The 19577-nt window shown below is 60.9% G+C and carries 24 protein-coding genes and 1 tRNA gene; 7 read left to right on the top strand and 18 right to left on the bottom strand.

Features of this window, described 5'->3' with window-relative positions; genetic code table 11:
• Positions 1–62: 62 nt before the first annotated feature.
• The gene (locus PMI07_RS21325; RefSeq protein WP_007758493.1) at positions 63–2030 is read right to left on the bottom strand and encodes a methyl-accepting chemotaxis protein; all 1968 of its coding nucleotides are present in this window, start codon (positions 2028–2030) and stop codon (positions 63–65) included.
• A gap of 591 nt (positions 2031–2621) precedes the next feature.
• On the opposite strand from PMI07_RS21325, the gene PMI07_RS21330 reads away from it, so the two are divergent.
• From PMI07_RS21330 to serA, 3 genes are all read left to right on the top strand, one after another.
• Complete coding sequence (locus PMI07_RS21330; RefSeq protein ID WP_007758495.1) at positions 2622–3458, top strand: outer membrane protein; 837 nt, start codon at positions 2622–2624, stop codon at positions 3456–3458.
• Positions 3459–3641: 183 nt separating this feature from the next.
• A complete protein-coding gene (locus PMI07_RS21335; RefSeq protein ID WP_007758502.1) occupies positions 3642–4820 on the top strand; it encodes a phosphoserine transaminase in 1179 nt (392 codons plus the stop codon).
• An 81-nt stretch (positions 4821–4901) separates the two neighbouring features.
• Positions 4902–6497 (top strand): phosphoglycerate dehydrogenase, encoded by a 1596-nt coding sequence (gene serA / locus PMI07_RS21340; RefSeq protein WP_007758507.1) that lies wholly within the window; start codon positions 4902–4904, stop codon positions 6495–6497.
• A 94-nt stretch (positions 6498–6591) separates the two neighbouring features.
• On the opposite strand, the gene PMI07_RS21345 is transcribed toward serA, so the two are convergent.
• Positions 6592–7518 carry an alanine--tRNA ligase-related protein gene (locus tag PMI07_RS21345; protein WP_155956595.1) on the bottom strand — a complete coding sequence of 309 codons (927 nt, stop codon included), beginning with the start codon at positions 7516–7518 and terminating at the stop codon, positions 6592–6594.
• 223 nt (positions 7519–7741) lie between these two features.
• On the opposite strand from PMI07_RS21345, the gene PMI07_RS21350 reads away from it, so the two are divergent.
• The gene (locus PMI07_RS21350; protein WP_007758511.1) at positions 7742–8788 is read left to right on the top strand and encodes a Tim44 domain-containing protein; all 1047 of its coding nucleotides are present in this window, start codon (positions 7742–7744) and stop codon (positions 8786–8788) included.
• Here the strand turns inward: PMI07_RS21350 and PMI07_RS21355 are convergent.
• Positions 8785–9204, bottom strand: coding sequence for a DUF1810 domain-containing protein (locus PMI07_RS21355; protein ID WP_007758512.1), 420 nt, complete (start codon positions 9202–9204; stop codon positions 8785–8787). The genes PMI07_RS21350 and PMI07_RS21355 overlap by 4 nt on opposite strands.
• Positions 9205–9322: 118 nt before the next feature.
• Between PMI07_RS21355 and PMI07_RS21360 the strand changes: the two genes are divergently transcribed.
• The 3 genes from PMI07_RS21360 to PMI07_RS21370 all read left to right on the top strand — a co-directional run bounded on the left by PMI07_RS21360 (position 9323) and on the right by PMI07_RS21370 (position 12127).
• Positions 9323–10444, top strand: a complete 1122-nt coding sequence (locus PMI07_RS21360; protein ID WP_155956596.1) for a mechanosensitive ion channel family protein — start codon at positions 9323–9325, stop codon at positions 10442–10444.
• Positions 10445–10718: 274 nt separating this feature from the next.
• Positions 10719–11915, top strand: a complete 1197-nt coding sequence (gene mnmA / locus PMI07_RS21365; protein WP_007758515.1) for a tRNA 2-thiouridine(34) synthase MnmA — start codon at positions 10719–10721, stop codon at positions 11913–11915.
• A 135-nt stretch (positions 11916–12050) separates the two neighbouring features.
• Positions 12051–12127, top strand: a tRNA-Met gene (locus PMI07_RS21370).
• Here PMI07_RS21370 and PMI07_RS34425 read toward each other — a convergent pair.
• From PMI07_RS34425 to PMI07_RS21435, 15 genes are all read right to left on the bottom strand, one after another.
• On the bottom strand, positions 12084–13685 hold the full coding sequence (locus PMI07_RS34425; protein ID WP_024164013.1) for a recombinase family protein: 1602 nt from the start codon (positions 13683–13685) through the stop codon (positions 12084–12086). The two genes, PMI07_RS21370 and PMI07_RS34425, sit on opposite strands and share 44 nt — an antisense overlap.
• A gap of 215 nt (positions 13686–13900) precedes the next feature.
• Positions 13901–14158 (bottom strand): hypothetical protein, encoded by a 258-nt coding sequence (locus tag PMI07_RS21380; RefSeq protein ID WP_007758519.1) that lies wholly within the window; start codon positions 14156–14158, stop codon positions 13901–13903.
• Positions 14158–14739, bottom strand: coding sequence for a J domain-containing protein (locus PMI07_RS21385; protein ID WP_007758521.1), 582 nt, complete (start codon positions 14737–14739; stop codon positions 14158–14160). Before PMI07_RS21385 ends, PMI07_RS21380 begins: the two co-directional genes overlap by 1 nt.
• Before the next feature lies 1 nt (position 14740).
• Entirely contained in the window at positions 14741–15847 is a 1107-nt protein-coding gene (locus tag PMI07_RS21390; RefSeq protein ID WP_007758523.1) for an ATP-dependent RecD-like DNA helicase, read from the bottom strand.
• Positions 15844–15993 carry a hypothetical protein gene (locus tag PMI07_RS35025; protein ID WP_007758526.1) on the bottom strand — a complete coding sequence of 50 codons (150 nt, stop codon included), beginning with the start codon at positions 15991–15993 and terminating at the stop codon, positions 15844–15846. The genes PMI07_RS21390 and PMI07_RS35025 overlap by 4 nt, the downstream gene beginning before the upstream one ends.
• Before the next feature lies 1 nt (position 15994).
• A complete protein-coding gene (locus PMI07_RS21395; RefSeq protein WP_007758533.1) occupies positions 15995–16453 on the bottom strand; it encodes a hypothetical protein in 459 nt (152 codons plus the stop codon).
• Positions 16450–16650, bottom strand: coding sequence for a hypothetical protein (locus PMI07_RS21400; RefSeq protein ID WP_155956597.1), 201 nt, complete (start codon positions 16648–16650; stop codon positions 16450–16452). The genes PMI07_RS21395 and PMI07_RS21400 overlap by 4 nt, the downstream gene beginning before the upstream one ends.
• A 29-nt stretch (positions 16651–16679) precedes the next feature.
• Positions 16680–16889, bottom strand: a complete 210-nt coding sequence (locus PMI07_RS21405) for a hypothetical protein (protein ID WP_007758536.1) — start codon at positions 16887–16889, stop codon at positions 16680–16682.
• Complete coding sequence (locus PMI07_RS21410; protein ID WP_007758540.1) at positions 16886–17359, bottom strand: hypothetical protein; 474 nt, start codon at positions 17357–17359, stop codon at positions 16886–16888. The genes PMI07_RS21405 and PMI07_RS21410 overlap by 4 nt, the downstream gene beginning before the upstream one ends.
• The gene (locus tag PMI07_RS35030) at positions 17356–17523 is read right to left on the bottom strand and encodes a hypothetical protein (protein WP_007758541.1); all 168 of its coding nucleotides are present in this window, start codon (positions 17521–17523) and stop codon (positions 17356–17358) included. The genes PMI07_RS21410 and PMI07_RS35030 overlap by 4 nt, the downstream gene beginning before the upstream one ends.
• Entirely contained in the window at positions 17520–17945 is a 426-nt protein-coding gene (locus PMI07_RS21415) for a hypothetical protein (RefSeq protein WP_024164014.1), read from the bottom strand. The genes PMI07_RS35030 and PMI07_RS21415 overlap by 4 nt, the downstream gene beginning before the upstream one ends.
• Positions 17946–17950: 5 nt before the next feature.
• Positions 17951–18148: a hypothetical protein gene (locus PMI07_RS21420; RefSeq protein WP_007758543.1), complete on the bottom strand. Its 198-nt coding sequence runs from the start codon at positions 18146–18148 to the stop codon at positions 17951–17953.
• Between the two features lie 2 nt (positions 18149–18150).
• Positions 18151–18510, bottom strand: a complete 360-nt coding sequence (locus PMI07_RS21425; RefSeq protein WP_007758544.1) for a hypothetical protein — start codon at positions 18508–18510, stop codon at positions 18151–18153.
• A 10-nt stretch (positions 18511–18520) separates the two neighbouring features.
• Positions 18521–19249, bottom strand: a complete 729-nt coding sequence (locus tag PMI07_RS21430; protein ID WP_007758545.1) for an exonuclease domain-containing protein — start codon at positions 19247–19249, stop codon at positions 18521–18523.
• A complete protein-coding gene (locus PMI07_RS21435; protein WP_007758546.1) occupies positions 19246–19545 on the bottom strand; it encodes a hypothetical protein in 300 nt (99 codons plus the stop codon). The genes PMI07_RS21430 and PMI07_RS21435 overlap by 4 nt, the downstream gene beginning before the upstream one ends.
• Positions 19546–19577 lie beyond the last annotated feature (32 nt).

Consider the following 19577-nt stretch of genomic DNA (forward strand, 5'->3'; position numbering starts at 1 on the left):
GCGGGTGGCCTTTATCGTTGCGGACAGTTCCGGATGCCCGAAAATTCCCGTTCTTGCAGCCTTTAGAACTCTTCCCAATCCTGCTTTACGGCAGCGGCATTGCCCTGGAATGACTGCGCGACTTTCGCGACCATTTTGCGGGCCGGCGATTCCGTCGGGCGGTGGCCGCCGGATGCGAGTGCGGGCGAGGCCCGATGCGAGGAGGTTGCCGCTACAGCTGCGCCGCCGATATGGAATTGCGACAGAAGCTGGAAGAGTTCTTCCGCTTCCCGGGCAAGATTGTGCGCCGCCGCCGTTGCTTCCTCGACCATGGCCGCATTCTGCTGCGTACCCTGATCCATCGTGTTGACCGACGTATTGATCTCCTTGAGACCGGTGGCCTGTTCCTTCGAGGCATCCACGATGGCCTCGACATTGCCATTCACCTGCTGGACCTGGACGACGATCTCTTCGAGGGCCTTGCCGGTTTCCCCGACCAGAGCCACGCCGCTCTTCACATGGTCGTTGGAGGTGTGGATCAGTTCCTTGATCTCTTTTGCCGCCTTGGCGGAACGCTGGGCGAGTTCCCGCACTTCCTGCGCCACCACCGCGAAACCCTTGCCGGCCTCGCCGGCACGGGCTGCCTCGACGCCGGCATTCAGCGCCAGCAGGTTTGTCTGGAAGGCGATCTCGTCGATGACGCCGATGATGTTGCCGATCTCGACGGCGGACGAGTCGATCTTGCCCATCGCTGCGACGGCATCACGGACGACCCGGCCGGAACGCTCGGCATTCTCCTTGGTCATGCGCACGAGGTTGCCGGCCTCCTGAGCCCGGTGGCTGGAGTCGGAAACCGTCGTGGTGATCTCTTCCAGGGCCGCGGCAGTTTCTTCGACGGAAGCCGCCTGCTGTTCGGTGCGTTTGGCGAGGTCGTCGGAGGCTGAGCGGATTTCCTGGGCGCCGGCGGCGATTGCACTCGCATTTTCGGCGACCTTCTGCATCGCTTCGCGAAGTTTCGCCACCGCGGCGTTGAAGTCCACCCTCAACTGATCAAGCGAGGGAATGAACGGTGTGTTGATCTGCCGGGTCAGATCGCCGTTCGCCAGGGCCTGCAGGGCGTCGGCGAGCTGGCGGACAGCCTGGCCCGTCTGTTCGGCAAGCGCGCTACGCTCGGTCGCTTCCTGTTCCATCCTGTGGCGTTCTCCCACGGACCGCTTCGCCTCGGCATCCGCTTCGCGCTCCGCCTTGACGGAGATGGCATCCCTCAGGGCGGCCACGGCGCGGGCGAGCATGCCGATCTCGTCGCCGCGCGCCTCGATCGTGCGGTCGCCTTCGAGGCTGCCCGCAGCCATGGCTTTCAGCGACTGCTGCAGCTTGGAGAGCGGTCCAATGATCGAGCGGGCCGTCAGGAAGGCGGCAATGATCGATAGCAGGGCGGCTATGCCGAGGCCGATCAGCGCAAGCTCTCTAAAGCCGCTCGCCGCGTCGCGGACATCGCCACCGATCGATTTGTTGAGCGCTTCCTGATAATCGATGAACTTGTTGATCGCGCCGAGCCAGGAAACGAAGAGCGGACGGGCCTGTTCCAGCAGGACCTTGCGAGCCGCCTCGCCATCGCCTTTTACCTGCAGCGAAATGATCTGGGCGACCAGCGGATTGGTCTTGGACTGAATGTCGGCGATTTCCGCCAATATCGTCTTTTCCCGATCCGTTGCGCCGGCAGGGGAGCCGACCATTTCCGCCATGCGTTTCTCGTTTTCCGCATAGGAGGCCGCCAGCTTGGCGATCAGCGCTTCCGCTTCCTTGCGCTCGGCCTCGGAGGTGACAAGCGTCACGTCGCGGATGGCGATCGCCCGGTCGTGCACGCTGCCGCGATAGTTGATGGCAAAGCGCTGCTTGACGCTGTTGACGTCATTCACGGTCGCGAGGTTGTTGTCGATCGTCTCGACCTGGCCGATGGAATAGAAAGTCAGGCCGATCATCAGGAGAAGTAAGAAGCCGAACCCGACAGCCAGTCGGAATGCGATGCCGAATGTTATGAGTTTGCTCATGGACAGTTCTTTCTTTCGCGGCGCCACGCGCAGCTATAGGCGGTCAATCTTCTCCGGCGGGGCATTTGGACAATTCCATCGCTGCAATCGTCGATGGTAGTTGTTTGCTCGATGGACAAGATATTGCCGGATTGAACTGTATCTCTAGTCTAAACCACAAGCTCAGAATGCTCTAAAGCTTTGGTTGTACTCCTCCAGTCGTTCGGCTTTATCGATTCCCCCGTAATTCCCAGTTCGGAATATGCTAAAAATAGCCATCTATAGTTGATAAAGCCTTAATTGTTTATCTAAGCTTAAATTACCTTTTTCTACTGAAGTATGGCGGTCAATAGTCTGAGGCTGTCGTGGATATGGCGGCCCCGCCTGGTCGGCGGACGGATGGAAATCCCTCGCCTCTGCGGAGCGGGCGCCCTTGTGCAGGTCTGCGGATATACCGTTGCTTGTAGAATTTCCTGCCGGTTTAGGAAAACGCGCGGTAAATAAGCATGGTTAAGCGAGACTTAACCTTTGTCGATCATCATCCACGGCGGATCAACCCGTTGGCTGCGCGCTTTGCACGCCATACGCGATACGAGCTTTGGAGATGAACCCATGAGAAAGTTGCTGGCCAGCGCGTTTGCGCTGACACTGACGGTGAGCGCCGCCAATTCCGCCGATCTTTACCAGCCGCAGCCGGAGCCCTATCAGGATGCGCCGGAAGTGACCGTCCAGGAGGCGACCGGCTGGTACCTTCGCGGTGACGTTGGTTATTCCTTCAAGAAGTCGCGCGGCACCGAATTCTACCAGGGCACCGGAGCCCCCGGCGTGGCGCTTGCGGAATTCGGTCGTTCCGATCTTCGCGACGCCTTCACGCTCGGCGGCGGTGTCGGTTACCAGATCAACAGCTACCTGCGCACCGACGTCACCCTCGACTACATGTTCAACAGCAAGTTCCGTGGCTCGACCTCCGGCAGTTGCGGTGTCGCCGCCGCGTGTACCTCGACCGACCTTGCCTCGATGCACGCCTATTCGCTGCTGGCCAACGCGTACGTCGATCTCGGCACCTATGGCTACTTCACCCCTTATGTCGGTGGCGGTATCGGCGGCACCTACGTCAAGTGGTCTAACCTGCGCAACACCTCGTGCGCCGACAGCGGCGCCGGTTGCGACCCGGAAGTGAGCCATGGTGGCGAAAAGAGCTGGCGCTTCACCTATGCGCTGATGGCTGGCGCTTCGATCGACATCACCTGCAACGTCAAGGCCGATGTCGGCTATCGCTTCCGCCATGTCACAGGCGGCGACATGTTCGGTCTGGCATCGGGCGGCGGCCCGGGCAAGGACAAGGGTTTCTATTCGCATGAAGCGCGCGTCGGCGCCCGCTACATCTTCGGCGGCTGCGACACGCCGCCGGCTTACGAGCCCCCGCCGCAGCCGATCGTCTACAAGTAAGATCTATCCATCTCCAAGCGAAAGCCGCCTCCGGGCGGCTTTTTGCGTTTCGCGTGGCAAAGCTGCGGCAGAAATTTATCCGTTGGCGACATCACCCGCTTGACTGTGAAGACGGAGAGGCATATCCACGGCGGCGGGACACCTCTCCCCAACGAGAGGCCATCTATCTGGAAGGATAGCCATATGGCAAACGCCGCGAAGCCGGACCTGCGTCCGAACAACACCCACTTTTCTTCTGGCCCTTGCTCGAAGCGCCCCGGTTGGTCGCTCGAAGCGCTTTCCGATGCTCCGCTCGGTCGTTCGCACCGCGCCAAGATCGGCAAGGCAAAGCTCAAGCAGGCCATCGACCTCACCCGTGAAATTCTGAACGTGCCGGCGGACTACCGCATCGGCATCGTGCCGGCTTCCGATACCGGCGCCGTCGAAATGGCGCTCTGGTCGCTGCTCGGCGAGCGCGGCGTCGACATGCTGTCCTGGGAAAGCTTTGGCGCCGGCTGGGTCACCGACGTCGTCAAGCAGCTGAAGCTGAAGGACGTCCGCAAGATCGAAGCCGGATACGGCCTGCTTCCGGACCTTTCCACGGTCGATTTCGACCGCGACGTGGTCTTCACCTGGAACGGCACGACCTCGGGCGTGCGCGTGCCCAACGCCGATTTCATCCCGGCAGACCGCAAGGGCCTGACCATCTGCGACGCCACTTCGGCGGCTTTCGCGCAGGACATGGACTTTGCCAAGCTCGACGTCGTCACCTTCTCCTGGCAGAAGGTTCTGGGCGGCGAGGGCGGTCACGGCATGCTGATCCTCAGCCCCCGCGCTGTCGAGCGACTGCAGACCTACGTTCCGGCCTGGCCGCTGCCGAAAATCTTCCGCCTCACCTCGGGCGGCAAGCTGATCGAAGGCATCTTCGTCGGCGAGACGATCAACACGCCGTCGATGCTTTGCGTCGAGGACTATATCGATGCGCTTAACTGGGCGAAGTCGGTCGGCAGCCTTGAAGGCCTGATTGCCCGCGCCGATGCCAATGCCAAGGTCATCCACGATTTCGTGGCCGCCAACGCCTGGATCGACAACCTTGCCGTCGACCCGGCGACGCGCTCCAACACCTCGGTCTGCCTGAAGATCGCCGACGCTGATGTCGCCGCTCTCGATTCCGACGCGCAGGAAGCCTTTGCCAAGGGCATGGTGTCCATCCTCGAAAAGGAAGGCGTCGCTCTCGACATCGGTGCCTATCGCGACGCGCCGTCCGGCCTTCGCATCTGGGCGGGCGCCACGATCGACGCGGCCGACATGAAGGCTCTGATGCCCTGGCTGACCTATGCTTTCGAAACGCAGAAGGCTGCGCTTTCCAAGGCCGCCGCTTAAAGCAAGTCGCGTATCGGCTCCGCTGACGAAGCGGAGCCCATTTCCTCATTCACGACAGAAACTTTTTCAGGAGGCCCACTGATGGCACCTCGCGTTCTCGTATCCGACGAATTGTCGGAAACCGCCGTCCAGATCTTTCGCGATCGCGGCGTCGAAGTCGATTTCCAGCCGAAGCTCGGCAAGGACAAGGAAAAGCTTGCCGAAATCATCGGCAACTATGACGGCCTTGCGATCCGCTCCGCCACCAAGGCGACCGAAAAGCTGATCGCGGCTGCGACCAACCTTAAGGTCATCGGCCGCGCCGGCATCGGCGTCGACAATGTCGATATCCCGGCCGCCTCGCGCCGCGGCATCATCGTTATGAACACGCCGTTCGGCAACTCGATTACGACAGCCGAGCATGCGATCGCCCTGATGTTCGCCGTCGCCCGCCAGCTTCCGGCGGCCGACGCCTCGACCCAGGCCGGCAAGTGGGAAAAGTCGCGCTTCATGGGCGTCGAGATCACCGGCAAGATCCTCGGCGTCATCGGCGCCGGCAATATCGGCGGCATCGTCTGCAAGAAGGCGATCGGCATCGGCATGCACGTTCTTGCCTATGACCCCTTCCTGTCGGCCGAGCGCGCCGAGGAAATGGGCGTCACCAAGGTCGAGCTCGACGAGCTGCTGGCCCAGGCCGATTTCATCACCCTGCACGTGCCGATGACCGACAAGACCCGTGGCATCCTCGGCAAGGAAGCCCTTGCCAAGACCAAGCCCGGCGTGCGCATCATCAACTGCGCCCGCGGCGGCCTCGTCGATGAGGCAGCACTTGCCGAAGCCATCAAGTCCGGCCATGTCGCCGGCGCCGGCTTCGACGTGTTCGAAGTCGAACCCGCCACCGAAAGCCCGCTGTTCGGCCTCGAAAACGTCGTCTGCACCCCGCATCTCGGCGCATCGACCACCGAAGCGCAGGAAAACGTAGCGCTGCAGGTCGCCGAACAGATGTCGGATTACCTGGTCAAGGGCGCCGTCTCCAACGCCATCAACATGCCGTCGATCACGGCGGAAGAAGCGCCGCGCCTGAAGCCGTTCATCAGGCTTGCCGACGTGCTCGGCGCCTTCGTCGGCCAGGTCACCGAGGATGCGATCAAGGAAATCGAGATCCTCTATGACGGCTCGACCGCCTCGATGAACACCAAGGCGCTGACGAGCGCACTGCTCGCCGGCCTGATCCGCAGCCAGGTCTCCGACGTCAACATGGTTTCGGCGCCGATCATGATCAAGGAAAAGGGCATCATCCTGTCCGAAGCCAAGCGCGACAAGTCGGGCGTCTTCGATGGCTACATCAAGCTGACGGTGACCACTGACACCAGGACCCGCTCGGTTGCCGGCACGGTCTTCTCGGACGGCAAGCCGCGCTTCATCCAGATCAAGGGCATCAACCTCGATGCGGATGTCGGCACCAACATGGTCTATATCGCCAATACCGACGTGCCGGGCATGATCGGCTTCATCGGCACGACGCTCGGCAATGCCGGCGTCAACATCGCCAACTTCCATCTCGGCCGCGACCAGGAAGGCGGCGACGCGATCGCTCTCCTTTATGTCGATGGTCCGGTTCCGGCTGACGTGCTGGCGAAACTGACCGCCAACCCGGCGATCCGCCAGGCCAAGCCGCTGGCGTTCAACGTCGAGTAACAATCATCGAAGCTGCTTACGCCCCTTGTGGTGGTGAGGGTTTTCCGAACAAGACGAAGGCCTCCGGCGAAAACAGCCGGAGGCCTTCGTCATTTTATCCGTCCGGCATGTCCTGCATGTCGGAAAGCTCGATGCCATGCGTATCGAACCACCATTCGGGGCTCATGCCGGGATGCCTTTCCCGCAGGCGCAGGTATTTTGCCCGAAGCCGTTCCTGGCGCTGGACCTCCCCGATGAAGAAAGGATGGTCGAGCGTGCCGCCCATCCGATGCAGGCGGCGGAGCAGTTTGCGCAGGACGTAACCCTGCTCCTTGTTTCCCGGAGGGTAGCCGCTTTCGATGATCTTCATGATCGCACTGCCGAGCGTTTCGAGCGCATCCTCCGGCGGCGTGCCGTTGATGAGCATGTCGAGACGGTCGGCGCCAAAGCCGACATCGATGCAGGTTCCGAGCGGATTGACGATGTTTCCGATCTCCACCCCGTCCTTGTAGAACTCGGTACTGTATCCGGTGATGCTGCCATCGCTCCAGGTGCATTCCGGATCCGGGACGATCGGAATGCGCTCGCGGTAAAGCGGCGTCCAGTCGGTGAGGCGGTCCGGATGAATGGTGACATGATCCGGCGTGAGACCGACCGTTCGCAAGAACTCGAGCCAGAAATCGATGGCACCGCCAACGCTCATCTCCCGGAAGGAGAAGAGGCCGAGCATGGTGAAGTGAAGGAAGTGGGTTCCGTCTCCGATTTCGTCTAGGTCGCCCAGACGCAGGCATGCCTGGCTGTTTGCGACGGTTCCTCTGTGGGAGGGATCGGAGAAGAGGGGTTTGTACTGCTGCATGCCAGCGCTGCAGAAGAGCGTGGTGGCGTCATGCGGCCTTACGGATTGAATGCATGTGAAGTCGATGCCCTTTGAAAGGCAGAAGTCTCGATAGTGCCGGATCAGGCGTCCCGCGGTGACATAGGCAACCTCCTTTGCGTTTGTGTGCCTAGCAAGAGGGTAGTGGCATTCTGCACGCGGCGCAATCCGGTCTGCGGGGGCATCTTTTGAAGCAGAGACCCCGCGCCTGGATATCGCAGGCTGATATCCGGAATGTATGCTTTTGGTTGTATTTTTGATGCTTGGCTCCCGTTTGAAACTCCGTTATCTACTTCGACGGGAAAAATGGAGGATGGGCCTAAAATTCGGATGGCCGCCTCTCTATATAAATCGGGAATACCGCGCTTGAGCGGTCTATGAGGAGAAAACGATGTTATCGAACCTTCGGCGTTTCAAGAACCTGTTCGCGATCCTGGCGATCGGAATGGCGGTTTCCTTGACCGCCGTGGACATGGCTGAGGCGCGCCGCGCCAGCGGTGGTTTCGGCAGCCGCGGAACGCGCACATTCTCGGCTCCGGCGACCACCAACACCGCCCCCACGGCGCCGACCGGCATCAACCGGACGATGACGCCCAATACGCAGCAGAACGCCACGACGCCGCAGAACGGCCTTGGCCAGCAGGCGGCACAGCCTCGTCGCGGCCTGTTCGGTGGCATGTTTGGCGGCCTGCTTGGCGGTCTCGCCCTTGGCGGCCTGATCGGTATGTTCATGGGCACCGGTTTCGGTGGCATGGCCGGCATGCTCGGCATGCTGCTGCAGATCGCCCTGATCGGTGGTCTCGCCATGCTGGCGTTTCGTTGGTTCGCCCGCCGTCAGCAGACGGCCGGCGGTCCGGCAGGCGGGATGAACACCGGTTTTGGCCAGCCGCGCAACGCCTATAACGCGCCGAGCCAGAACACCTCGTCCTTCCAGATCCCGAAGATTGGGTCGCTGGGCGGCGGCGGTGCTCAAGGCGGCTTCGGTGGCGGCCATAATGCGGCTCCGCGCCAGGCCGGGCCGGAGACGGACGAGATCGGCATCACCAATCGCGACCTCGACCAGTTCGAGAAGCTGTTGACCAACGTTCAGTCGGCCTATGGCGAAGAGGACTATGCCAAGCTGCGCAGCCTCACGACGCCGGAGGCGATGTCCTATCTGGCGGAAGAGCTCGGCGAGAACGCTACAAATGGCGTCAAGAACGAGGTGAAGGACGTCAAGCTGCTCCAGGGCGACCTTGCGGAAGCCTGGCGCGAAAACGGCCAGGACTATGCGACCGTCGCGATGCGCTACTCGAGCATCGACTACATGAAGGACCGCAATACCGGCGCAGTCGCCGAAGGCGATCCGAACGCGGTGACCGAAACCGTCGAAGTCTGGACCTTCGTGCGCAAGCCCGCCAACGACTGGCAGCTTTCGGCGATCCAGGCGGCCGCTTAACTTCGAAGCAGCGCAACGGTCTTTTCGTCGCGCTCGCCGTCAAAGAACTGTTCAAGGGCTCGCTCGAAAGGCGAGCCCTTTTCGCTGACCGCCTCGAACAGCGTCATCGAGCTCTTGAATTTCATGTCGTCGGGCGAACCGAGGATAGCGTGCGCCGAAAGGCCCGGATGGGAGAGCATCGCGTCGGTGCATTCGATGAGCCGGGGCCCAAGCAGGGGATGTTCCAGATAGGCTGTCGCCTCCGCCCTCGAGCCGATTGCGAAACGCTGGGACATGATTGAAAAACCGAGGCCCCCGACCTGGGGGAAGACGTACCACATCCAGTGGGAGCGCTTTTTGCCGTCGCGCAGCTCGCCGATGACGCGCGCATAGACAGGCGCCTGCGCGTCGACAAAGCGCATGAGATCGAATTGCATAGTCTTTCCGTCCCGATCGCCCTGTTGCTACAAATCACCCCACGCCATGAAGGCTCCCAAATCATGAAATTTTTGCGGCCGCTCTTTTCGATGCTGCATCGCACCCTAGCTGATGGGGATGGAACGCTTCATTCAGGAATTCCGGAATGACAGGGCCTGGCTGCCGGACTGGCTGGTCAGCTGCGGTGTAATGGCCGTCGCATTTCTGCTCGGCCTTGCCATCCAGCGCTTCGGATTTCGTTTTCTGACGCGGCTGGTCGAGAGCAGGGACCTGTTCTGGCGGTCGCTGGTGTCGCGTACGCGGCGGCCGATGCGGCTGGCGATCCTCACCTGGACGCTGTCGCTCGGTGCGACGATCGCGCCGCTCAGCAGCGATCAGGCGGAGGTGATACGGCATCTGCTGCTGCTCGGCTTCATCATTGTCGTCGGCTGGATGGCGAAGATCGCCCTGCATGTGTGGATGATCGTCTATCTGCGCCGCTTCAAGCTCGATACGGAAGACAATCTGCTCGCCCGCACGCATGTCACTCAATCGCGGATCGCCGAGCGGATCGCCAGCTTCATGATTGTGGCGATCACCATTGCAGCGACGCTGATGACCTTCCCCGCCGTGCAGCAATACGGGGTCAGCCTGCTCGCATCGGCCGGGGTCGCCGGCATCGTGCTCGGCCTTGCGCTGCAGCCGGTGCTGAAGAACATCTTTGCCGGCATCCAGCTTGCGATCACCCAGCCGATCCGCATCGACGACGCGCTGATCGTCGAGGGTGAGTGGGGCAATGTCGAGGAGATCACCTCCACCTATGTGGTGGTGAAATTGTGGGACTGGCGGCGGATGATCCTGCCGCTCAGCTATTTCATCGAGACCCCGTTTCAGAACTGGACGCGCGACAGTTCGGAGCTGATCGGCACGGTGATGATCTATCTCGACTATTCGGTTCCGGTGAATGCGGTCCGTCGCAAGGTCGAGGAGATTGCTGCAACGTCAAAGCTCTGGGACAGGCGTGTGGTGGCCGTGCAGGTGACGGATTTCAGGGAAAACGTCATGGAGATCCGCATCCTCGTCTCGGCCTCCAACGCACCAAGGACCTTCGATCTGAGATGCGAGGTCCGCGAAAAGATCATCGACTTCATCCAGCGTGAATATTCGGCAAGCCTGCCTCGGGTGCGGGCGGAAGGCACCGCCAGCGCCGTCAGGACGGCTGCCGGGAAGGCCGTACGGCACGGGACGCTGCAGTCCTGAATTCCGATCTCCCCATCTCCCCATCCTTGTCCATGTCGCGCATGTTGCACGGGCGTTGGACTTGTATCAGGTCGCTTACCCGCAATCGGTGCGGCGTGAGGCCTCGACCGTTCTTTCCTAAGCCGCGCCTACGATTTGCGCTTCTCCTTGCGCGGGCCACAAATCCTTTCTATATCCCACAACAATTGCCTCCGACGGCCGATCCCGCCGCAGGCCCCGAACATGCTGCCCTCCCATCATGGACCGGCGGCTTGAGAGACCGAGAGAGTTACCCGTGAATACGCTGGATTTTGACAAGAGGCCGGAAGACACACGTGTTGTCGTTGCCATGTCGGGGGGAGTGGATTCCTCCGTCGTCGCCGGTCTGCTCAAACGCCAGGGCTATGACGTGCTCGGCATCACGCTGCAGCTTTACGATCATGGCGCGGCCGTGCACCGCGCCGGTTCGTGCTGCGCCGGCCAGGATATCGACGATGCCCGGCGTGTCTCCGAAACGCTCGGAATCCCCCATTACGTGCTCGATTACGAAAAGCGGTTCCGCGAGACGGTGATCAATCCCTTCGCCGAAGCCTATGCGATGGGCGAAACGCCGGTCCCCTGCGTTGCCTGCAACCAGACGGTCAAGTTCGCCGATCTTCTGGCGACGGCACGAGAGCTCGGCGCCGATGCGCTGGCGACCGGCCACTATATCCGTTCTTCCGCCAATCCGTCGCCGGGCAATCCGAACCGCCGCGCGCTGTTCCGCCCGATCGACAGCGATCGCGACCAGAGCTGGTTCCTGTTTGCGACGACCCAGGAGCAGATCGACTACCTGCGTTTCCCGCTCGGCGGCATGTCGAAGGCGCAGGTGCGCGATCTCGCCGAGGAAATGGGCCTGGTGGTCGCCAAGAAGGCAGACAGTCAGGACATCTGTTTCGTGCCGCAGGGCAAGTATGCCGACATCATCGCCAAGGTGAAGCCGAACGCGGCGCTCGCCGGTGATATCGTGCATATGGACGGGCGCGTGCTCGGCCGCCACGAGGGGATCGTGCATTATACGATCGGTCAGCGCCGCGGTATCGGCATCGCCACCGGCGAGCCGCTCTACGTCGTTTATCTCGATGCCCGCTCGCGCCGGGTGATCGTCGGACCGAAGGAAGCGCTCGATACGCACCGCGTCTATCTGCGCGACGTCAACTGGATCGGCGACGGTGCTCTCGGCGAGGATGCGAAGGGTGGTTTCGCCTGTTTTGCCAAGGTGCGCTCGACGCGCCCGCCGACACCGGCCACCCTCCACTGCGACGATCACGGCGTCTATGTCGATTTGGCAATCGGAGAGGCGGGCGTGGCACCGGGTCAGGCCTGCGTGCTCTACTCCGCCGAAGGTGCGGATGCGCGGGTTTATGGCGGCGGTTTCATCGAACGTTCGGAACGGGCAGCCGAGGCAGAAACCGCTCTGAAGACCCTGCTGTCGACACCGGTTGCCGCCTGAGACCGGCGCCAGCCACGCGGCACGAAATTGCCGCCGGTTTTTGCCCAAACCCTGCTTGACACTTTGGTGACGGGGGACTTATAAGCCGCACGACCAAAGCGGAACCGGGGATGCCGGAACTTCCGCAGTCCCTGTGGCGGGGTAGCTCAGTTGGTGAGAGCGCAGGATTCATAACCCTGAGGTCGGCAGTTCAATTCTGCCTCCCGCTACCACCTCAACAGCCGACAACTCAGGTCCGGCTATTGAGGACAATTTTCCCCTGATTTCGTATTTATAATCGGCTCCGGGTCTTCTCGGATGCACTGTAATGCTGGTGACAATCTCTCTGATCATCGTGCCTGCTTCATGAGGAAGTTCGCCCAGCTTATTCTGTAGGAGCTCTGTGAGGTTTTGGATCACGTAGCGGAACCGATCTATGGCGAGCGGCTTCAGATACAGGACATTGGTGGTCGGCTCCGTGGTTGCAAGTTCCGCTTTGATCCGGTCGCGTTCCTTCCGCAGCTTCGGCATGATGGCCGCAACGTCGTCATCTTCAATTAGGCCGCGCGAAATTTGGTCGACGATAGCGGTGATGCGGTCTTGCACGTCAGTCAAGGCAGTCTCCAGCGTCGCGCGAGTGCCGCGCCATTCGGCTGCCTTGCGGCGGCTGTGGGCCTCATATTCAGTCAAGAAACCGTCGATATATTTGGTGTCTGAAAATATGCTCCGGAGCCGGTCGACAACGTCGTCTTCGATTTTCTGGAGGTAATAACGACCGCTGTTCGCGCAGTCGCCGGACTCCCGGTACCGACTGCACATGATGCGCGGGCCCGACTTGTCGGTGCTAGTCGTGGTCAATGCCCCACCGCACGATGCACAGCGCAATAGGCCTGTTAGCATTCGCTTGGCCCGAGGCATGTACTTGCCGCGCGGACCGCCAACTGCTTCCTTGCGAGCCCTTGCCGCCTCATAGATCTCGTCGGAAACGACCCGCAAATGAGGGGCTTCCGAATATTCATATTCGTTGACGTCGTTTTCCCTGGAGACCCGTCGGCCCGTCGCAGGGTCTTTCACCATCCGCACGCGGTTCCAGACCCGCTTGCCCACATAGAGCGGATTGCGCAGGATGCCGTGGCCTCGCTTCTCATTGCCGTTGATAGTCGAAGCGTTCCACTGCCGACCGCGGGGGGCGGGGATGTTGTCGTGATTCAGGATCGAAGCGATTGCTCGCGGGCTCACGCGGGCCACATAGAGATCGAACACTCGGCGGATTACTTCTGCTTCGGCCTCAACGATCCTTAATTCCCCCGGCTCACCGGGAACAGGTTCATAGCCGTATGATTTGCCGCCGGCATTGCGCCCCTCGCGGATCACGCCGAGCATGCCGCGCTTCGTCTTCTTTGCTCCTTCCTCCCGCTGCATCTGCCCGATAACGCCGTACATACCCACCTGGACGGTGTCCAACAAGCCGCCATTCACGCAGTTGATTGCCACACCGCGGAACTTCAGCGTTTTGTGGACATGGGCGAGATCGGCGATGTCGCGCGATATACGGTCGGGCGCTTCCGAAATGACGATGTCGAATTCGTTCCGCTCTGCCGCCTGCATGAGGTGAGCCAGCCCGGGACGGCCGAACATCGAGGCCCCTGATTTTGCCCGATCAGAATATTCACCTACGAGCTCGAACCCAGATCGTTCGGCATAGGCTTGGCAAAGCCTGATCTGGTCCTCAACCGATCTGTCGTTCTGGAGGTCGGTGGAATAACGGGCGTAAATGATTGCGCGGTTCATTTCGTACTCACTTAACGATGTTTTTCATACATATTGGAGGGCCTGAGGGAGGAGGCGTCAAGCTCAGCCTGATGGCGTGCGAGAATTTTGATCAGCTCCATCAGCGGATCTCGCTCCTTAAGGGGAGACGTTACCCCGGAATGCGTGGGGCGAGACGGCGTAGGTTTTGGTCGGTCGATCATCTCAAAGGTTTCCATAATTGGAGGGGGTGACGGTCAGGCGTTGCCGACTGTCGGGTAGGTGAGAGCATCGTAAAGGCCCCATGTTTCCACGAGGCCCTTGGCGTATTCGAGATCCCCGATGGCGCCGAAGCGTCGGAGCTGCGTGGTCGGGTAATAGGTTCCGTCGATCGACCAGAAGACGCTGCCCACGGCAGCCTTACCGACAACAAACTGAATGATGTAACTGCCGGTCGGGTAGCCGTCGCTGTCAACCAGCCGCATTGTCGGAGTCCATTCGCAGGCGTAGGGCATCAGGCGCGCAGCTCCTTCAGCGCCTCGTCCCTGGCAACGTTGAGTTCGGCCATTGCCTCGGCACTGCCGCCGGCGTCAGGGTGAGCTTTGCGAGCCAACTCCTTGTAGGCTTGCTCGATAGCATCGGCCGAGGGGACGCCGTTCGATCCCTCGAGTCCAAGCACCTCGCGCCAGTTCTTCTTGGTCGGTGCCGGCAGAGCCAGCAGACCGGTGAAGGTGGCACGCACGATGTGCAGGCCTCCATGGCGGAGTTCCGTCCGCCGGCCGTCGATGATGTGATAGATCGCCTGGACATTGTCCTCGACCTTCGGATAGCGATCGACGGCGATGCAGACTGACATCCCATCCCATGTGAACCAGACAGCAACGCCAGTGTCGGACGGCCGATCCTCGCCGAGTGTGACGTTCGAAGAGATCGTGATGTTCTCGACTTTTCTGCCGGAGTCAGCGGCGAACAGGTGCAATGACGACCGCACGTTCTTCAGAGCGCCTGGCAAGCCAGTCTTGAATTTCGAGGCGGTCTTGTTCTTGGTCCGCGGGATGTTGTGCGGCCAGGTGAGCGGGTAAGCGGTAGGTTCCATGTCAGATCACCAGGGTTAGATGTTCAGCCGCCCGGGTCGCCGCCGTGTAGAGCCAGCGATCGCGGTCTTCTCGGAATGCGCTGCTCTCGTCGAACACGCACACGTTCTGCCATTGCGAGCCCTGCGATTTGTGGCAGGTGATCGCGTAGCCGTATGTGAATTGCTGGGTGTCGCGCAGCTCCTTGAAGGGGATCTTCTGCGCCTCCACATCGTCGTCGAAGAACTCCTTGCGGACGGCTACCTTGATGGGGTCTTTCATTCGGTCAGGGTCGTCCGACATGATCGACAGGCTCACCGACTTCTTGAGCGCGCGGCGGCTCACGACTTCGAAGATTTCTCCGTTGGAGATCTTCTTGTCCTTGTCGTTGCGGAGGCAGATCAGCGGCTCGCCCTTCATCGGCAGGGGATCTTCCTTGCCGGCACGCATGCGTAGGCGCTTGTTGTAGGCCTGCCGCGTGCTGTTGCGCCCGACCAGCACTATGTTCGCGCCGGTGACCAGTTGAGGGTCAAGGTGCTGCCTGTCGGTGACGATCAGCCCGTCGGTGTTCATGTGCTCACCGCGGAACCTGCCCTCGCGGATCTGTGTGGCGAGCCAGACGATCGGGCTTTCGGCGGCCTGGCGGTGCACCTCCGTGAGGAGGTAATCCGGCTTCTGCTCGGTGAAGTAGCCGCCGCCCTTGACCGGCGGGAGTTGCCCCGGGTCTCCAAGGACGATGACGGGCTTCCCGAACGAGAGAAGTGCCTTGCCAACTTCCTCGTCTACCATGGAGCACTCGTCGATGACGATCAGCTTGAACTTGTCGAGCGCATCCGGTTCTCGGAGGGTGGTTTCCAAATCGCCGGTGACCGGGTGGATTTCGGTCTTGTAGATCAGCGAGTGAATGGTGCGGGCGCCTTTGCACCCCTTCTGCCGCATGACGCTGGCGGCCTTGCCGGTGTAAGCCGCGAAGGCGACCCTACCGTCGACGTGCTCGGCGAGATGCATGGCGAGGGTGGTCTTGCCGGTACCGGCGTAACCGGACAGGTAGAAGGTGGGCTTGTAACGCATGCGCAGCCAAGCGCCGGCAAGCGAGAGGGCTTCATTCTGTTGAGGACTCCATTGGGTCATGGCGCCCCCGCATAGATCAGTAGCACGAGGCCGAGGAAGACGACGGTGAAGACAATGGCGCCGCCCTTGATCCCGCCAAGGTTCGGGAACGCCCTATGCAAGACGAAAGCGAAGACAGCGCCGAGTACGAGAAGAGCAAAAAGCATGTCAGACTCCTGTGAGTGGTGCGTCCATTTTCAGGACGGGGACGAACCAGTTGATTCGGATGTTCTTCTGGTCACCGAAATCTTTTGCCTCAAATTCCCCGACGATCCAGGTTGGCTTTTCGCACCGCCGGTCATAGGCTCCATCCTGCCGGCGCCACCGCTTCCCGCCTGTCGTGCCGGTCGGAAGAGTGGCGCTGTATTCGGGTAAGGCTTCGAACTCCGCCTTGGTCAGGTGCAGCGGAGGGAGGCTGGCGTAATCGAAGCCGTGGCTGTTGCACTCACGAGCGTCCTTGCACATCTCCCTGTGCAGCTTCGCGTGGTCGTTGTCGCCGTAGTCCGAATCTCCACACTCCCTGCAGCTGTAGACCGGGATTGAACAGGCCGCGTCCGGATAGCATCCGCAGTTGGCGCCGCCGAGGATGACCATTAGGTGGCCGTTGGCGCAGTAGCGTTCGGTCATTTCTTTTTCCCCTTCTCGATTGGCTCCAGGACCAAACGGTATCCGAGCTCGTTCGCCATCTCCTCGACGTCCATGATGCTTGGGCTGCGGTAGCCGTGGCGCCAGTGGCGAACGGCGTTGAAATGGCGATTGATGCGGAAGGCCATGGCCTTGAGGCTGATCTTGCGGGCGCCCATCTCTGTGAAGAGCGCCTTCAATATTGGTGATGCCGTCCTTGGCTCTAATGTCATTTTATTGGCACCTCGAGGCCGTGCTGATTGATGAGCTCGGCGAGCCGGCGGGCGATCGCGTGGGTCTGTTCTTTCGAGATACCGTTGGTGGTACCCATCAGCGCGATCTGAAATTGTGCTCGGCCTTGGGCGTCGAGCAGCAGCAGGCCACCACCCACGATGCCGGAGTAGGGGATGATGCGGGCGTCGACCTTCATTGTGGTCATGCGAAAATCCTCCAGATGCCGTAGGCTACGAGCGCGATTGCTGCCCACAGACCAATTGAGACGAGGAACGCTGGCCGGAAGCGCCTGACAGGGACGGTGATCGCCTCCTCAGTCTCCCTCAGCTTTTTCGTGAGATCGTTTTGGCTCCGCACCCGTCTGATGGCGATGTCGATGTCAGCGGGGTCGAGGTTCTGGATGACCTGAAGATCCACCGAGCTGATCAGCACCTTGTGGTCGACGGCTGCCTCGCACATCGTTCTGATCTCTGCCGCCTTCCTCAAACGCGGCCGCAATGGATCGCCCATGGTAACCGCTAAGAGACCGCGGCCGCCGATCGAGCGCCATTCTTCAGTGGCTTCGTCGTAGTCGGATTTGTGTTTGCTGAAGGCGAAAAGGAACGGGTCGATCTTCGACAGCAGATCGTAGGTCGAAACCCATGCCATGGCGGACAATGCAGCGGTGCCGGTCATGCTGCACCGCCCTTCAGGCGCTTCACCTTGTCGATGATGATGCGCGGGTAGCGCTGCTTGAAAATGTCCCGGGCCTCGTTCGGGTCTTTGGCTTCGATGTCGATGTGCCCGCCGCCGTCGTAGTGGACGCGGAACAGGGTCAGTTCCTCAGTTTGAGATTTCATTTCGGTTCTCCGGGTTTCGCATATTTGCGGGGTTGGAAGGGACGGGAGGGCCACTTGCTCTTGCGTGGTGGCGGCTCTTCGCCCTGGTCCTTCGCCAACAAGCGGCGTCGGAAGTTCTCCTCTGAGTCAGAGACTCGGTGCATTTTTGCGATTTTGCCGACGTCGCCGTCTGCGGTAGTGATCCGTTTCTCCCCGCCGCGCCCAAAGGTCTTTTCCTTGTGCTCGGCGAGAAGCAGCATATCGATGTGGTCCGGGTCGTTGGCTGGTGGGACCGTGTCACCTGTATGTGGATTGATGGGCCGGAGCGCGAGTGCCGGGTTGTGGTCGAACTGAACGTCAGCGACGCTCAGTCCGAACCTTCGGAGGGCAGCTATGAGTTTGACGCGGTCCGGTATCGCTTTGCGCTTTACCTTCTCTCGCATCCGTCTCAGAGCCGCCCGCCTCCGTTCTGGTAATTATTGAGGAGGTTGGCGATGGTCTCCGCCTTGCTCGGGTCAACCATGTGGCAGACCACGCCCTCTTCGTTACCCTCCAAGATGTGCCGTCCGGTGACGCGTGACTCGACCACGTAGGTCTGGTCTTCATCGGAGAGGTGGATAGTAATCGTCTTATAGCGCGCCTCCATGATTACGCCTCCACAACAGGGGTTTCGGTGGCTTTGCCCTGTTCGGGCTCGAGCGGCTTCAGCTTGCGGGTCAGGTGAACCGCCTTGAGGGAGGCGAAGCTGCCGCTCTCGTCGCGAACCCACACCATTTCGTCGTGGACCGCGAGCACCGTGACCTTCTCGAGTTCCTTCCCGTCGATGCCAGCGGGGCGCCAGGCCTCATCGCCAACCGCGAAGAATGGGCGGACCAGCTTGAGCTCGTCGGCAGTGACCGCAAAGCCTTGGTATTGCACGTCGACATAGACACTTTCTGGCTTTGACTGATCGTACTTCACGACACCTGGCACCAGGACCAGGTCACCTTTGCGAAATTGCTGTTGCATAATCGCCTCCTCAAGCGAACGGTGTGCCGGCCAAGCCGCGCGATTGGTTGAGCCAGTGACGGGCGGTGTGCTTGGCCTCCGCATCGATGTGTGCCGCCTTGTTGACGCACCAATCGAGAAAGCCGAAGTCCATCTCCTCCCACGTTTTCCCGTAGTTTTGGCCGAACCTGACGGTGAGCTGCAGAACCGGAGCGCCGGTTAGCTCGATCAGTTTTTGCGGATGCTTCATCAGCATCTGCCGCGCGAGTATGTGCGCCGTTACGTAGCAGTCTGGACCGGCACGGTGCGGGGGGAGCGTCAGCTCGGACCGCGCAAAGTCTTCCTCGAGGTTGAGGTAGTACCGGAGGGCTTGGTTGGAAAAGCTGGGCGCGTCAGGCCACAAGTGCTTGGCGCACTTCATTGTGCAAATCCAGGGGAAGGCCCCGCCGGCAAAGAACGACCGCTCGAACTCTGCATGGTGAGCGCAGAAGATGTCGCCGGGCTCCATGCCGTCCATCAGGATCATGCAAGCCTTGCCAGGGTCGATCGCGCCGGCGACCATGTCATCGCTGATATGATGAACTGCCCGAGCTTCGGGCGGGATGGCGATTCCGGGATTGACGAGCATGGTCGTCGGGCGGGAAACGATCCCTGCCTCATCGACGTCGCAAAACGCGGCCTCGACAATGCCCACGGCCTTTCCTCTTTGGCGATCTTCCGGCGTCCCGGTAGTTTCGAAGTCAACCACGCGCAATTTCATGGCCTCACCTCCACTGCCAGAGCATCGGCCATGACTGCGGCCTGCAGCTGCTCCTTGGCAGCCTGGAGGTCGTCGAGGGCCCATTTGGCGAGGCCTTTCAGGAGCGTCTCGCCCGGGAAGTGCTCCCGCGCCAGGGCCTCGATGGCATCCTTCATGGTGTAGTCACCGTGGTCGACGTGGATCGACATACGGTACCGGCCGCCTTCTTTTTCGAACCGGTGCACCGCATCAAGGACGCGCTCCTGTCGCGCGACCTTCTCGGTGAGTTGGAATATCTCTTCTGTGTATTTTCTCACGATTAAATCCTCTGCCGTTTCACTCCCCAGCA

This window comes from Rhizobium sp. CF080 (genome assembly GCF_000282095.2).
In the GTDB taxonomy this organism is placed as follows: domain Bacteria; phylum Pseudomonadota; class Alphaproteobacteria; order Rhizobiales; family Rhizobiaceae; genus Neorhizobium.

Excerpts from the sequence above, each read along its gene's own strand:
- PMI07_RS35025 (WP_007758526.1), bottom strand. The coding sequence starts at position 15,993 with ATGCTTTTTGCTCTTCTCGTACTCGGCGCTGTCTTCGCTTTCGTCTTG.
- PMI07_RS21390 (WP_007758523.1), bottom strand. The coding sequence starts at position 15,847 with ATGACCCAATGGAGTCCTCAACAGAATGAAGCCCTCTCGCTTGCCGGC.
- PMI07_RS34425 (WP_024164013.1), bottom strand. The coding sequence starts at position 13,685 with ATGAACCGCGCAATCATTTACGCCCGTTATTCCACCGACCTCCAGAAC.
- PMI07_RS21325 (WP_007758493.1), bottom strand. The coding sequence starts at position 2,030 with ATGAGCAAACTCATAACATTCGGCATCGCATTCCGACTGGCTGTCGGG.
- PMI07_RS21420 (WP_007758543.1), bottom strand. The coding sequence starts at position 18,148 with ATGGAGGCGCGCTATAAGACGATTACTATCCACCTCTCCGATGAAGAC.
- PMI07_RS21330 (WP_007758495.1), top strand. The coding sequence starts at position 2,622 with ATGAGAAAGTTGCTGGCCAGCGCGTTTGCGCTGACACTGACGGTGAGC.
- PMI07_RS21355 (WP_007758512.1), bottom strand. The coding sequence starts at position 9,204 with ATGCAATTCGATCTCATGCGCTTTGTCGACGCGCAGGCGCCTGTCTAT.
- PMI07_RS21425 (WP_007758544.1), bottom strand. The coding sequence starts at position 18,510 with ATGCAACAGCAATTTCGCAAAGGTGACCTGGTCCTGGTGCCAGGTGTC.
- PMI07_RS35030 (WP_007758541.1), bottom strand. The coding sequence starts at position 17,523 with ATGAAATCTCAAACTGAGGAACTGACCCTGTTCCGCGTCCACTACGAC.
- PMI07_RS21430 (WP_007758545.1), bottom strand. The coding sequence starts at position 19,249 with ATGAAATTGCGCGTGGTTGACTTCGAAACTACCGGGACGCCGGAAGAT.
- PMI07_RS21405 (WP_007758536.1), bottom strand. The coding sequence starts at position 16,889 with ATGACCACAATGAAGGTCGACGCCCGCATCATCCCCTACTCCGGCATC.
- PMI07_RS21335 (WP_007758502.1), top strand. The coding sequence starts at position 3,642 with ATGGCAAACGCCGCGAAGCCGGACCTGCGTCCGAACAACACCCACTTT.
- serA (WP_007758507.1), top strand. The coding sequence starts at position 4,902 with ATGGCACCTCGCGTTCTCGTATCCGACGAATTGTCGGAAACCGCCGTC.
- PMI07_RS21385 (WP_007758521.1), bottom strand. The coding sequence starts at position 14,739 with ATGGAACCTACCGCTTACCCGCTCACCTGGCCGCACAACATCCCGCGG.
- PMI07_RS21360 (WP_155956596.1), top strand. The coding sequence starts at position 9,323 with ATGGAACGCTTCATTCAGGAATTCCGGAATGACAGGGCCTGGCTGCCG.
- PMI07_RS21410 (WP_007758540.1), bottom strand. The coding sequence starts at position 17,359 with ATGACCGGCACCGCTGCATTGTCCGCCATGGCATGGGTTTCGACCTAC.
- PMI07_RS21380 (WP_007758519.1), bottom strand. The coding sequence starts at position 14,158 with ATGCCCTACGCCTGCGAATGGACTCCGACAATGCGGCTGGTTGACAGC.
- PMI07_RS21415 (WP_024164014.1), bottom strand. The coding sequence starts at position 17,945 with ATGCGAGAGAAGGTAAAGCGCAAAGCGATACCGGACCGCGTCAAACTC.
- PMI07_RS21395 (WP_007758533.1), bottom strand. The coding sequence starts at position 16,453 with ATGACCGAACGCTACTGCGCCAACGGCCACCTAATGGTCATCCTCGGC.
- PMI07_RS21350 (WP_007758511.1), top strand. The coding sequence starts at position 7,742 with ATGTTATCGAACCTTCGGCGTTTCAAGAACCTGTTCGCGATCCTGGCG.